The sequence below is a fragment of the Vibrio sp. JPW-9-11-11 genome, from assembly GCF_013369335.1.
Classification (GTDB): Bacteria; Pseudomonadota; Gammaproteobacteria; order Enterobacterales; family Vibrionaceae; genus Vibrio.
Genome location: NZ_SZQJ01000002.1, coordinates 37,035 through 49,813, shown reverse-complemented (window position 1 = coordinate 49,813; position 12,779 = coordinate 37,035). Strand labels below are relative to the sequence as shown.

Below are 12,779 nucleotides of genomic sequence, written 5' to 3'. Positions count from 1 at the left end.
GTACATCGTAGAAACCTGAAAGCGAGTATTGTGCCGCCTTTTTATCTAAACGCAAGTCCGATCCGTTACTCGACTTCAGCTTGTAGGAATTTACTCAGTAAACTCTCTAACGCGGCTCGCTCTGCGGGCTCCAAGCAAGTTAGATGCCGTTCCATACTGGCCACGTGCGCTTCCAATACGTTATCTAAGAAGACGATACCCTCTTGCGTTAATGTCACTCGGTTACTTCTGCGGTCGCTTTCGCTCGCGACACGGTGTACCCAGCCTTTTTGTACCAATCCCTCTAAACGGGTACTGACCGCACCAGACGAGAGCATGAGTGTTTTATAAAGAGTGGTGGGGGTGACGGGTTCAATGCTCCGCCTTAGCGTCGCCAGAATATCGAACTCGATCGCACTGATCCCGGCCTCTGAACACACTTGTGCATTGAGCCGCTCCCAGAAGATGGCCGCACGGCGAATCCGCCCTACCACGCCCATAGAAGAACAGTCTAAGTCAGGTCTCGCTTGCTGCCATTGCTGCAGGATTTTATCTACACCGTCCATATTTCTCTTTCACAGCCATTACCAAAAATAAATCTTTTAAAAAAGATACTTGACCAAAAGAAAAAACGCCATTACTTTTAAAAAACAATCTTTCAAAAAAGATACTTTTAAGGAAGGAAAAATGATACATATTGAAAGGATTCAAGCAATCCTGCTCACTGCGATTGCCCCTATCGTGTGGGGCAGTACCTATATCGTCACCACAGAGCTGTTGCCAGCAAACAGCCCTCTGCTCGCCTCTACGATCCGCGCTTTGCCCGCAGGATTGTTGCTCATTGCATACACTCGCCGCCTCCCCAGCCAGCACTGGTGGGGAAAACTCGCTTGTTTAGGGGCACTCAATATCGGGCTGTTCTTTTACTGCCTATTTTTCGCCGCCAGCTATCTCCCTGGGGGAACAGCGGCGCTAGTCATGTCGAGCCAACCTATCGTTGTGATGCTCCTTAGCGGGCTAGTGCTCAAAACTCGCATCGCTTTAAGACACGGTATCGCCGCCATTTTCGGGATAGTAGGAGTGGCACTGATCGTCATTAACGAAACGGTGCAGCTCAGTGTGCAAGGCATCATTCTGGCTGTGCTGGGGACATTAAGCATGGCAACAGGCGTGGTATTGACGAAGTACTGGGGGCGCCCAGACAACATGTCGATACTCGCTTTCACTGGCTGGCAACTATTGGTAGGCGGCGTACTCTTGCTACCTGCGGCGTTATGGCTTGAGGGCATCCCGGAGGCCATTTCACTGAAAAATATTGCAGGATATAGCTACTTAACCCTAGTCGGGGCGGTGATGGCTTATGCGTTGTGGTTTAGAGGCATCGAGCGCCTTCCTGCCACTAATGTTGCGTTTCTCGGCTTTCTCAGCAGCGTCTCGGCCAGCCTGTTAGGGTTCGTATTTTTAGATGAAACGCTCACACCTATGCAGTTATTAGGCGCGGGAGCGATACTGATTTCGATCTTTTTCGCCTCCGCTACACAAAACTCAACAAAACAACACCCACTCATTACGGATTGAACCAAAAGGAAACAACGATGAAATTGACTATTATCTCTGGCAGCCAAAGAGCTCACTCACAAAGCCTCAACGTGGCGCGCTTTCTCCAGCAACATAGTTTGCAAGAGTTCGACCAAGTGGAGATTCTTGATCTCTATGAATTGAATCTGCCCTTTTGGAATGAGGGGGTGTGGCAAGGCAGTGAAGAGTGGGACGTCTGGACACCAATCGCGCAATCATTGAAACAGTCCGACGCGTTTGTGTTTATCACACCAGAATGGCACGGCATGGCCACGCCAGCGCTGAAAAATTTTCTCTTACTGACAACAGCTAACGAATTGGCACATAAACCTGCGCTATTAGTCAGTGTGAGCGTGAGCATCAACGGTGTTTATCCGATCAGCGAACTGCGCATGACTGGCAGTAAAAATAATCATGTGTGCTTCTTGCCCGATCACCTGATCGTGCGCAACAGCGACATACTGATCGATGAAAACGCCGATAGCGATGACCACCACTTTGTTGCGCGCACCCAATACACATTAAAACTACTCAGCAGCTATGCCAGCGCCCTTGCGCCAATACACCGCGATATGCTGCCGCTGGGCAAAGACTTTACCTATGGGATGTAATAGTTAGAGATAACAAAACGCCAGCCAATTAATTGGCTGGCGTTCACATGTCAACTAATCACTTAGCGGCGACGACGCCACAGCGCTAGGCCGAATAGCGACATCATGGCACCTATGCCAAAAGAGCCGCCCATCTTCAGTTCAAGTACCGCAGGATCGTGGTCTGATGAACGGAAGTGATCGCTGTACTTGGGCAGGTCACCTTTGTACTCGTCGTTGTAGTCAAACAAGGTCGATTCGCCACCGTTAATGTGCCAGTCTGTGGCATCCACAAAGTGCTTCTCTAGGCTTGGGCTAATCAACAAGTGGTCGAGCGCGCCGACTTCATCGTTGAACGAGTAGCTCCAGCTGTTTGGATGCGCTTTCGCTACTGCATTGATATAGCCGTAACTGTCGGTGATCACGGCACCTTGGTCGCCAAACTGCATTTCGCCACCAATGTAAGTGTTACGTGCGGCTTTGATGGTTTTGCCGTACTTCTCTTGACTGTAATCGGTCAGTACTAACATTGGGTCTTCCATGCCGTAAGAGTTCATGTCACCCAAGATCACTTTATGACCATCGATCTCTTTCAGTGCATCACCCAGTGCAACGGCGGCCGCTACACGGAAGTTTTCACACGAACCTTGTTTATCGAGATCTTTGCCGCCTTGACCACCTTGCTCAACAGGTGCCGCATCTTCCCAACACTTAGAGCCTTTTGATTTAAAGTGGTTGATTGCAACGGTGAGCGTCTCTTTGGTGCCTTTCACTTTAAAGGTTGGCGCTAGAGAATCACGTTGGTAGTTCTTACCGTCTTCAATCACTTTGCCTTTATCGTCTAGCACCTCTGGCGCTTGCTGGCTTGGCATAGCAATCACGCGAGACTCTTTAAGCTTGACCATTTTAGGACGATAGATCACCCCAGTAGTGATCACATCGGTGCCGATGTAGTCATTTTCATCCGCGACTTGGTCGCCATTACTATCGACAGCAACAAAGGCGTAGCGATCTTTCTTACGCTCAATGCGCTGGTTAAGCTGCTCAACCAATTGTTGAATAGCACCGCTTTGACCAAAGCCGTTGTTCTCAATTTCCATCAGGCCAATGATGTCTGCGTCGAGGCGTAGAATCGCGTTAACGATCTTCGCTTGTTGTACTTCGAACTCTTCAAAGTTGTTGGCACCACGATTGTTGCCATGTGGGTTGGCGTCGCCACCAAATGGCGAGTTAAAGTAGTTCAACACGTTGAACGTCGCGATACGTAAGTCGCCCTCTTTCATTTCAATATCTTGCGTGCGTGGGTCGTTGCGTACAAAGCTTTCGCTAGTTAAGGTATTGGTTGGGATCAGGCGGTAGTCACCATAGTTGTAGGTGATCACACCTTCTAGGCCGACGATGGTGTCGTCGACACGGATGTAATCTTCGGTTGAGCCATCTTGGTCAACATCTGTGCGACCAAACTCTGGGTAATAAGGAATTTGACCATTGGCCGCTTTCTGATCGGATTCGACATACAGACGGCGCTCTGCGTTTTCGATACTCTGCTGCTTAGCCAGTTCCGAGCCTGCAGCGAAGTTTTGGTTTGGCTGCATACTGATGCGGCCTTGAGCGAGGACCATATTATTACGACGCGCTGCGTAGTCGTAACCAAAGGTACGGGTCACACGCATATCGAGCGCTTCTGTGGTGCGCACTAGCATGCCTTCGTAGCGCTCTAGAGTACGGTCAAAGTTGGCATCACTGGCTAAGATCTCAATATCTGTCGCGCTTGGCGCCGCTTGTTCGCCTTGCTTCACCCAGTTGTTGTTCTCTGCTTTGAGTTGGGTGTGATTGTAGTACTCTTGCACCTTACCTTTGACACACACCACATCCCCCGCTTTTAGCTCAGAGCTTGATTGGTTAGTGTGTACAAACAAACCTTCAGACGTTTGTGGATTGTAGTCGTCAGTTAACGCTTGTAGGTAGAAGCCTTTGGTTAACCCTGTCGTTACAGCGCTGACCACACCTTTAACGAAGAACTCTTCATCTGTAATGTATGGGTAGCCGTTGATAAACGGTGAGGTATCCCCTTCGCCTTGAATCTCTTGGATTGCAGTGAAGCTTGGCGTCTGGCCATCTTGGGTACAAGTGAACGGTTCCGGTGCTGTGCCGCCATCAAGGGTGCCTAAACCCTCAATGCTGTCTTTCGCCAGCGATGACCATTGAGAAGCGTCATAGGTAGAAGAGGGCGTCATCGCATCCGTATTACGCACAAGGGTAACGTCTTTAGCAAAGTTGTCGCTACCGCCATCCACATTACCAATCACATCATGCACCGCACCGTCTTTTAGCAATGCCATTGGGTCGTTGCCATTAAAGTTCGTCGTTGCACTGTTTAACACATCGGCAACGGCTTTAATGTCATCACTGGCACTCGTATGTGCCACCACCATAACGCTTTGCGCCGCCAGCATTTGTCCATTTAATGAGAGCTTACTGCCCCATTCGCCTGCGCCATTGCTCTGTTTAGCCAGCTCATAGCCATCCAACGACACTGCGCTATCACCTGTATTGGCAATCTCAATCGCTTTGTTGTAGCTACCACCTTCTACATATTGAGAGATGATGATGTCTGCCATCGCTGGAGAAGAAAGAACGCCGGCAACCACTGCGGCAAGGAGTGTAGGAGTTAATTTTTGTTTCATGTTATCCACCATGCATCGCTTTCAGTGTTGAAGCTCAACGAGAAAGCGTGTTCCAAATCACTTTTTGTGTGACGAGTTATTTTAAAACCATGCTCAGTGTTGATGTTTTTTATGAAACTAAAAATTACATTCAGTGACAGTGAGATTTCGATCTCATAGATATGATGAATAATTGAAGCGCGGTCAAACTTTCAACATTCGAGGATAACAGAAGTTTCAATAATGAGACTATTGCATTGAATTAATTAAGCTTTTGCTAATAAATAGAGTAAGTACTCAACCGTTAGCTTATCACTCAAGATCAAAAAAGGCGCGTTGTTACGCGCCTTTAATAAGTGATTCACGTTTGGTTAGTTGAGCCGATTACGATCATCGTCATCGTCTTTGCGTTGGTACTCACCCTCAAAGGTATTGCCGGATGAATCATGTCGCTTGAAAGGGTCTTGATCAAACGGTCCTTGCTCGAAAGGTTGGCCATTGAAGCTACCGTGAAATCCTCCTCCCACAGACTTAACCACCATTTTACTCATCAAATATTTAGCAATGGCCGCTCGAGGCGCGGGTAGCAAGACCAGCATACCGAGCGCGTCAGTCATAAAACCGGGCGTTAATAACAGCACGCCAGCCACCGCGAGCATCACACCTTCAAAAATCTGTTGTGCTGGCAGTTCCCCTTGCTGCAAGCGCGCTTGCACTGACATCAGAGTCTGTAATCCTTGACTACGCACCAAAGACGCACCAACAAATGCAGTAACCAGCACTAAGGCGATGGTCGGCCATAGCCCCAAATAACCACCGACTTGAATAAAAAGCCCTATTTCAATGATAGGAACAAAAATAAAGAGTAGAAGTAAGATAGGAAACACACGCCCTCCTTTGTTGAGATCAGTGTACGTGCAAAGGTGAAAGAGCTCAAACGAAAGCGGTAACGATTCGTGTCTATCACTCGCCCGGACCCGAGCTTTTCCTCGCTTCAAAAAAGGCGATATCTACCCTGCTCATAGTTTGCAGAACTTTAAGAAAATAAAAGCAAAAAAGGTGATCAAGTTACTATTTTTATGCGCTAGGTACAGTATTATGTGCCACATAAGTCAGGACGGATTATACAGCCAAAAACTCTGCCGAATGGATTCTTAAACTACAGATATGGCTAGAAGTTACCCTTAATATCAGAATAAATCTCTAAGGATCCTGTATGGCTACCCTAACTGATGCCCCTCAAATGGCAACTCCAGCAACCCGCATCGAAGAAGACTTACTCGGCCAGCGTCATGTTCCTGCCGACGCTTACTACGGCATTCACACTCTGCGCGCCATTGAAAACTTCAATATCTCCAACATGACCATCTCAGATGTCCCTGAGTTTGTTCGTGGTATGGTCATGACTAAGAAAGCCGCCACCCTTGCCAATAAGGAGCTGGGCGTAGTACCAAAAGACGTCGCGAACTATATCATTGAAGCGTGTGATGTGATCCTTGAAACAGGTAAGTGCATGGATCAGTTCCCTTCAGACGTGTTCCAAGGTGGTGCGGGCACCTCGGTCAATATGAACACCAATGAAGTGATCGCCAATTTGGCATTAGAACTGATGGGCAAGGAAAAAGGCCAGTACCAGTTCATCAACCCGAACGATCACGTGAATAAGAGCCAATCGACTAACTGCGCGTACCCAACCGGATTCCGTATCGCGGTGTACAACAGCGTGGCCAAACTCATTGAAGCAATTGAGTACCTAAAAGGCGCGTTCGAGCTCAAGAGCCAAGAGTTCAAAGACGTGTTGAAGATGGGCCGCACACAGCTTCAAGACGCGGTGCCAATGACAGTCGGTCAAGAGTTCCACGCTTGGGCTGTGACCTTAAATGAAGAAATCCGCGCCCTTGAGTACACGTCCAAACTACTGCTGGAGATCAACCTAGGCGCCACAGCTATCGGTACTGGGCTTAACGCTGCACAAGGCTATCAAGCCGCGGCAGTGAAACATCTCGCTGAAGTGACAGGTTTAGACGTGGTTCCCGCGGAAGACTTAATTGAAGCGACCTCAGACTGCGGCGCTTACGTGATGACCCACGGCGCGCTAAAACGCCTAGCCGTTAAGCTATCTAAAATCTGTAACGATCTGCGCCTGCTCTCTTCGGGTCCTCGCGCGGGCCTTAACGAGTTGAACCTGCCGGAATTGCAAGCGGGCTCATCCATCATGCCAGCGAAAGTCAACCCAGTAGTGCCTGAAGTGGTTAACCAAGTGTGCTTTAAAGTATTGGGGAACGACAACACCATTTCGTTTGCAGCAGAAGGCGGTCAGCTCCAGCTCAACGTGATGGAGCCCGTGATTGCGCAAAGCATGTTTGAATCTATCTCTATCCTATCAAACGCGTGTATCAACCTACGCGACAAGTGCATCGACGGCATCACGGTCAATAAAGAAGTATGTGAAGCATACGTTTACAACTCTATCGGTATCGTTACTTATCTCAACCCATACATTGGTCACCACGAAGGAGACATTGTCGGTAAGATCTGTGCAGAAACTGGCAAGAGTGTGCGCGAAGTGGTTCTAGAGCGCGGGCTACTGACGGAAGAAGAGTTGGACGATATCCTCTCGGTGGAAAACTTCATGCATCCAACCTATAAAGCCAAACGCTACGAATAGTCGCGTGATAAAGGGCCCTCGCGGCCCTTTTTTCGGCCTTTTAGCCATTTCCTTACTTTTGCAAAGGATTTAATTCCCATTATCTAACTAGTTAGAACCTGAATAGTTAGATAATCAGAATCATCATTCACATTAGAGAGGTATCAATATGGTAGCAGTCGAACTCATTGTCGTTCTGCTCTTTATCTATTTAGGAGCAAGAACTGGCGGAATTGGCATTGGTTTAGCGGGTGGCGCGGGCGTGATCGCTCTGTCGCTGGTGTTGGGCGTCCCCACCAGCCAAGCGTTTATCCCTGTCGACGTTATTCTTATTATCATGTCGGTCATTACCGCGATTGCGGCGATGCAAGTCGCCGGTGGTATGGATTGGTTAGTACAAGTGGCCGAAAACTTTTTGCGTAAACACCCTGAGCGCATCACCTTCTACGCGCCGATTGTCACCTTCCTTATGACCTTGATGGCCGGTACGGGTCACACCGCGTTTTCCACTCTACCAGTCATTGCTGAAGTGGCGAAAGGTCAAGGTGTTCGCCCATCTCGTCCACTGTCGATTGCGGTGGTTGCCTCACAAATTGCCATTACCGCTTCGCCCATTTCTGCCGCTGTCGTCGCGTTTGCGGCGATGCTTGCACCAATGGGGGTTGACTACTTAACCCTGCTGGCCGTCTGCATTCCAACCACGTTTGTCGCCTGTATGATTGGCGCTTTTGTCGCGAACTTTATGGGCGGTGAACTCAAAGACGATCCCATTTATCAAGAGCGTCTCGAGCAAGGTTTAATCAAACTGAGCGGTGAAACAAAACGTGAGATTTTACCTACCGCCAAAACCGCGACTTACATCTTCTTGGCCGCGATTGGCTTTGTTGTCTGTTATGCCGCGGCGATATCAGGCTCTGTTGGCCTAATCAAGGATCCTGCCCTGGGCCGAAACGAAGCGATCATGACCGTAATGCTAGCGGCGGCGGCCGCGATAGTGTTGATCACCAAAATTGACGCAGCGAAAATTCCTTCTGCGGCGACATTCCGCTCGGGCATGACGGCCTGTGTGTGTGTACTCGGTGTAGCTTGGCTTGGCTCCACTTTTGTCAACGCGCACGTCGACGGCATCAAAGACGTCGCGGGCGCGCTGCTAGCAGACTACCCTTGGATGCTGGCCATGGTGTTGTTCTTCGCTTCAATGCTGCTTTACTCACAAGGTGCAACTACGGTAGCGCTAATGCCAGCAGCACTTGCGATTGGTGTCGCGCCACTCACAGCCGTGGCTTCATTTGCGGCAGTGAGTGCACTATTCGTTCTACCAACCTACCCAACTCTATTGGCAGCAGTAGAAATGGACGATACGGGATCAACACGGATTGGTAAGTATGTATTTAACCACCCATTTTTCATCCCAGGTGTGGTGACTATCGCCTCTGCCGTTGCCCTTGGTTTCACCTTTGGCGGCCTACTCATTTAGGCATGTAGTAGATTAATTAAACCGCAATAACAATAAAGGGAGCTTAGCTCCCTTTTATTTTACAAAGTGTAAAAAAACCTAGCTCACATTGTATTTTTGACTTTAATCAATAAAGTATTCAAAAACTTTCCCTGCATTTAAATCCGCCGCTTTGAATAAAATTCCGCATTATTTTTGGCCCCGATAAACATAAGGCTAAAACCCTACAAAAAAAGAATAGATCAGGAATATTAATCCACCTATTGCAACCAAATAATCGGCTATTTATGTGAGCAAAAACAGACCACCAAACCAGCAGTATAATTTTGTGAAGATCACCAAAGTTACTCACCGTTTAATGCTTTTAAAATAGCGTTATAGGGTATGAGCCAACCCAAATTTTAATCCCTAATACCAATAACTTACTCTGCAAAGGGTGAATTATTTAATAACTATTAGTCGCTGATTCACTTTTATTTATTGGTATATAAATAAAAGTAAGGAGATCGCTATGACAACTCAAACTGTACCTACCGAAGAAAAAAAAGGCGGCTTCTTTGCCAACTTTAAGTTCCCTTCCGCCTACACGATTCTGTTTGTTCTTATTGCCCTAGTGGCGATGCTGACTTGGATTGTGCCTGCGGGCCAATACGACCGCGCAATGAACGAAGACTTAGGGCGAGAAGTGCCCGTCACTGGCACCTATCAAGCGGTTGAAGGCAACCCTCAAGGCGTGATTGATGTGCTCCTTGCTCCTATTGATGGGTTCTACGATCACAACAGCTACGAAGCCGCAGCTATCGACGTTTCCTTATTCATCTTGGTGATCGGTGGTTTCCTTGGCCTAGTGACCAAAACAGGCGCAATTGACGCGGGTATAGAGCGCGTCACGCACCGCCTAGAAGGTCGCGAAGAGATGATGATACCGATACTGATGGCGCTATTTGCCGCCGGCGGGACCATCTATGGTATGGCGGAAGAGTCGTTACCTTTCTACACCTTACTCGTCCCTGTGATGATGGCTGCACGCTTTGACCCGGTTGTTGCCGCGGCGACCGTTCTGCTTGGCGCAGGGATCGGCTGCTTGGGTTCCACCATTAACCCATTTGCCACCGTTATTGCCGCCAACGCATCGGGCATCCCTTTTACCGACGGCATCATGCTACGCGTGATCATGCTCGTGATTGGCTGGGCTATCTGTGTGGCTTATGTGATGCGTTATGCACGCATGGTACGTCAAGACCAATCTAAATCTATCGTTTACGACAAATACGACGAAAATAAAGCGCACTTCCTCGGCAACCAATCTGAAGAAGGCTTAGAGTTCACCACTACCCGCAAAGCGATTCTTGCCATCTTCGGTGCTTCGTTCGGTGTGATGATTTACGGTGTCTCAGTAGCAGGCTGGTGGATGGCAGAGATATCTGCGATGTTCCTCGCTGCAACCATTATCGTCGGTATTGTCGCGCGTATGAGCGAAGAAGAGTTCACCAACAGCTTTATTGACGGCGCTCGCGACCTACTCGGTGTTGCCCTAATTATAGGTATCGCACGCGGTATCGTCGTGGTGATGGACCGCGGTATGATAACAGACACCATTCTTTACTCTGCAGAGCAGATGGTGACAGGCCTATCGTCAGTGGTGTTCATCAACGTGATGTTCTTCTTAGAGATTCTGCTATCGTTCCTCGTACCATCGACCTCAGGTCTAGCGGTACTCACCATGCCAATCATGGCACCACTGGCAGACTTCGCCGGCGTTGGTCGTGAGCTGGTTATTACGGCTTACCAATCGGCCTCAGGTTTGGTCAACTTAATTACTCCTACCTCAGCTGTAGTAATGGGGGGCTTGGCGATAGCACGCGTGCCTTATGTCCGCTGGGTTAAATGGGTGGCGCCTCTTTTGGCTATCTTAACCCTATTCTGTGTTGTGGTATTGAGCGTCGGTGCGTTGATTTAACCTCACACACGAACAAAGTTTCTTTTCCTAACCCTGGCTCACAGGACGTGAGCCCCTCTCAAAGCCGCCTTGTGCGGCTTTTCTTGTTGTTGAAGTCATGGAGTGGTTTCCGCTTCACCTGCTGCCAAGCTATTACCCGTCTCGCTAGCTTATTCATTAGAAAAAGTACCCTTATTAATAAAATTTAATTATTAATTTCTCTCTCCAGCCAACATAATTAAAATAATAATATGTGACCAACACAGCATTTATTAGCAAATATTTTGTTATAAACCGAACAAATAACACCCGAAAAGCAATTATCTATAATGAATCATTGCATATTTCCACTTTATTCACTGCGCTATCATTAATTTTATAGTGCATATTTTTCCTATTAATTAATCCTCATCTAGCATCTTGGATATTGACCTGCATAAACTTCCACATCCAGTGGCTATTTAGGGGTGTTACAGCAAGATAACAACTGCATAGATATTGTTAAAACCCTTATAGAACAGGGGTTGAAGCATAAAAAACGAACTGTGACTGACCTCTAAGATTCCCCGACCAACAAGCGTAATATGAATTCCAGAAACAAAATAAGTGAATAAATTAATTCACGCTTCTATTCCCTACAAATTAATTATTAGTTTTTAAATAAAGACTAATTATAAATAAGAGAGATACGATCATGAGTAAGTTTTACGTAGGTTCTGAAATCGGTCAATTACGTCGCGTTCTGGTTCACCGTCCTAGACGAGCTCTGACTCACTTAACTCCATCTAACTGCCACGAACTGCTATTTGATGATGTACTAGCCGTTGAACGTGCAGGTAAAGAGCACGATGTATTCACTCAAACGTTACGTGAGCAAGGGGTTGAAGTGCTTCTTCTAACTGACCTACTCGCAGACACGCTAGCGGTGCCAGAAGCGAAAGAGTGGTTGCTCAATCGCCAAGTGTCTGACTACCGTTTAGGTAAAACATTCGCTAACGACGTTCGCTGCTACCTAGGTGATCTTCCAAATCTAGAACTCGCAAAAATTCTAACAGGTGGCCTTTCTTACGCAGAGATGCCAATGAAGTCTTCTTCAATGATGCAAGGCCTACATGCGCCAACAGACTTCATCATTGAGCCACTACCAAACCACCTATTCACTCGCGATACTTCTTGCTGGGTTTACGGCGGCGTTTCGATTAACCCAATGGCGAAACCGGCTCGTCAACGTGAGACCAACCATGTACGTGCCATCTATCGCTGGCATCCAACCTTCGCCGGTCAAGACTTCATCAAGTACTTCGGCGACGAAGAGAACATCAACTACGACAACTCGACCATCGAAGGCGGCGACGTCTTAGTTATCGGTCGCGGCACCGTGCTTATCGGCATGTCTGAGCGCACCACCGCACAAGGTGTTGAACACTTAGCATCCGGCCTATTCAAGCACGGTCAAGCCAAGCAAATCATTGCAATGGAGCTACCAAAACACCGTTCTTGCATGCACTTAGACACCGTCATGACACACATGAACGAAGACACCTTCTCGGTTTACCCAGAAGTGGTACGCAAAGATGTCAAATGTTGGAGCCTAACTGGTGACGAGTCTGGCGCTGTTAACGTGAAAGAAGAAGGCTACTTCGTTACGGCCATCGAAAAAGCATTGGGCGTCGACAAGCTCAACCTCATCACTACCGGAGGTGACAACTTCCACGCTGAACGTGAACAGTGGAACGATGCCAACAACGTTCTCACCGTCAAACCAGGCGTCGTGGTGGGCTACGAAGGCAACACTTACACCAACGAAAAATACGACAAAGCAGGCATCACTGTACTTCCTATCCCAGGTGATGAGCTAGGTCGTGGTCGCGGCGGCGCGCGCTGCATGAGCTGCCCAATCGAGCGTGACGGCATCTAAGTAAGT

9 protein-coding genes are annotated in these 12,779 nt (G+C 48.1%); 6 read left to right on the top strand and 3 right to left on the bottom strand.

What is annotated here, in order from left to right; translation table 11 throughout:
* Positions 1–65 precede the first annotated feature (65 nt).
* Positions 66–545 (bottom strand): MarR family winged helix-turn-helix transcriptional regulator, encoded by a 480-nt coding sequence (locus FCU94_RS01140; RefSeq protein ID WP_176286750.1) that lies wholly within the window; start codon positions 543–545, stop codon positions 66–68.
* A 121-nt stretch (positions 546–666) separates the two neighbouring features.
* Between FCU94_RS01140 and FCU94_RS01135 the strand changes: the two genes are divergently transcribed.
* Both FCU94_RS01135 and FCU94_RS01130 read left to right on the top strand, forming a co-directional pair.
* Positions 667–1,557: an EamA family transporter gene (locus FCU94_RS01135; RefSeq protein ID WP_176286749.1), complete on the top strand. Its 891-nt coding sequence runs from the start codon at positions 667–669 to the stop codon at positions 1,555–1,557.
* Positions 1,558–1,574: 17 nt separating this feature from the next.
* On the top strand, positions 1,575–2,168 hold the full coding sequence (locus FCU94_RS01130; protein WP_176286748.1) for an NAD(P)H-dependent oxidoreductase: 594 nt from the start codon (positions 1,575–1,577) through the stop codon (positions 2,166–2,168).
* Positions 2,169–2,230: 62 nt separating this feature from the next.
* Here the strand turns inward: FCU94_RS01130 and FCU94_RS01125 are convergent, their stop codons facing one another.
* Both FCU94_RS01125 and FCU94_RS01120 read right to left on the bottom strand, forming a co-directional pair.
* Positions 2,231–4,834, bottom strand: a complete 2,604-nt coding sequence (locus tag FCU94_RS01125; protein WP_176286747.1) for an ExeM/NucH family extracellular endonuclease — start codon at positions 4,832–4,834, stop codon at positions 2,231–2,233.
* Between the two features lie 350 nt (positions 4,835–5,184).
* Positions 5,185–5,700: an FxsA family protein gene (locus FCU94_RS01120; protein ID WP_176286746.1), complete on the bottom strand. Its 516-nt coding sequence runs from the start codon at positions 5,698–5,700 to the stop codon at positions 5,185–5,187.
* Positions 5,701–6,029: 329 nt separating this feature from the next.
* Between FCU94_RS01120 and aspA the strand changes: the two genes are divergently transcribed.
* The 4 genes from aspA (at position 6,030) to arcA (ending at position 12,773) form a co-directional block, all read left to right on the top strand.
* Positions 6,030–7,481, top strand: coding sequence for an aspartate ammonia-lyase (gene aspA / locus FCU94_RS01115; protein ID WP_176286745.1), 1,452 nt, complete (start codon positions 6,030–6,032; stop codon positions 7,479–7,481).
* A 148-nt stretch (positions 7,482–7,629) separates the two neighbouring features.
* Positions 7,630–8,937, top strand: a complete 1,308-nt coding sequence (locus FCU94_RS01110; RefSeq protein WP_176286744.1) for an anaerobic C4-dicarboxylate transporter — start codon at positions 7,630–7,632, stop codon at positions 8,935–8,937.
* Positions 8,938–9,427: 490 nt separating this feature from the next.
* Positions 9,428–10,876, top strand: coding sequence for a YfcC family protein (locus FCU94_RS01105; protein WP_176286743.1), 1,449 nt, complete (start codon positions 9,428–9,430; stop codon positions 10,874–10,876).
* Positions 10,877–11,549: 673 nt separating this feature from the next.
* Positions 11,550–12,773, top strand: coding sequence for an arginine deiminase (gene arcA / locus FCU94_RS01100; RefSeq protein WP_176286742.1), 1,224 nt, complete (start codon positions 11,550–11,552; stop codon positions 12,771–12,773).
* The last annotated feature ends 6 nt before the right edge of the window (positions 12,774–12,779 follow it).

Excerpts from the sequence above, each read along its gene's own strand:
- FCU94_RS01130 (WP_176286748.1), top strand. The coding sequence starts at position 1,575 with ATGAAATTGACTATTATCTCTGGCAGCCAAAGAGCTCACTCACAAAGC.
- aspA (WP_176286745.1), top strand. The coding sequence starts at position 6,030 with ATGGCTACCCTAACTGATGCCCCTCAAATGGCAACTCCAGCAACCCGC.
- FCU94_RS01140 (WP_176286750.1), bottom strand. The coding sequence starts at position 545 with ATGGACGGTGTAGATAAAATCCTGCAGCAATGGCAGCAAGCGAGACCT.
- FCU94_RS01135 (WP_176286749.1), top strand. The coding sequence starts at position 667 with ATGATACATATTGAAAGGATTCAAGCAATCCTGCTCACTGCGATTGCC.
- FCU94_RS01125 (WP_176286747.1), bottom strand. The coding sequence starts at position 4,834 with ATGAAACAAAAATTAACTCCTACACTCCTTGCCGCAGTGGTTGCCGGC.
- arcA (WP_176286742.1), top strand. The coding sequence starts at position 11,550 with ATGAGTAAGTTTTACGTAGGTTCTGAAATCGGTCAATTACGTCGCGTT.
- FCU94_RS01105 (WP_176286743.1), top strand. The coding sequence starts at position 9,428 with ATGACAACTCAAACTGTACCTACCGAAGAAAAAAAAGGCGGCTTCTTT.
- FCU94_RS01110 (WP_176286744.1), top strand. The coding sequence starts at position 7,630 with ATGGTAGCAGTCGAACTCATTGTCGTTCTGCTCTTTATCTATTTAGGA.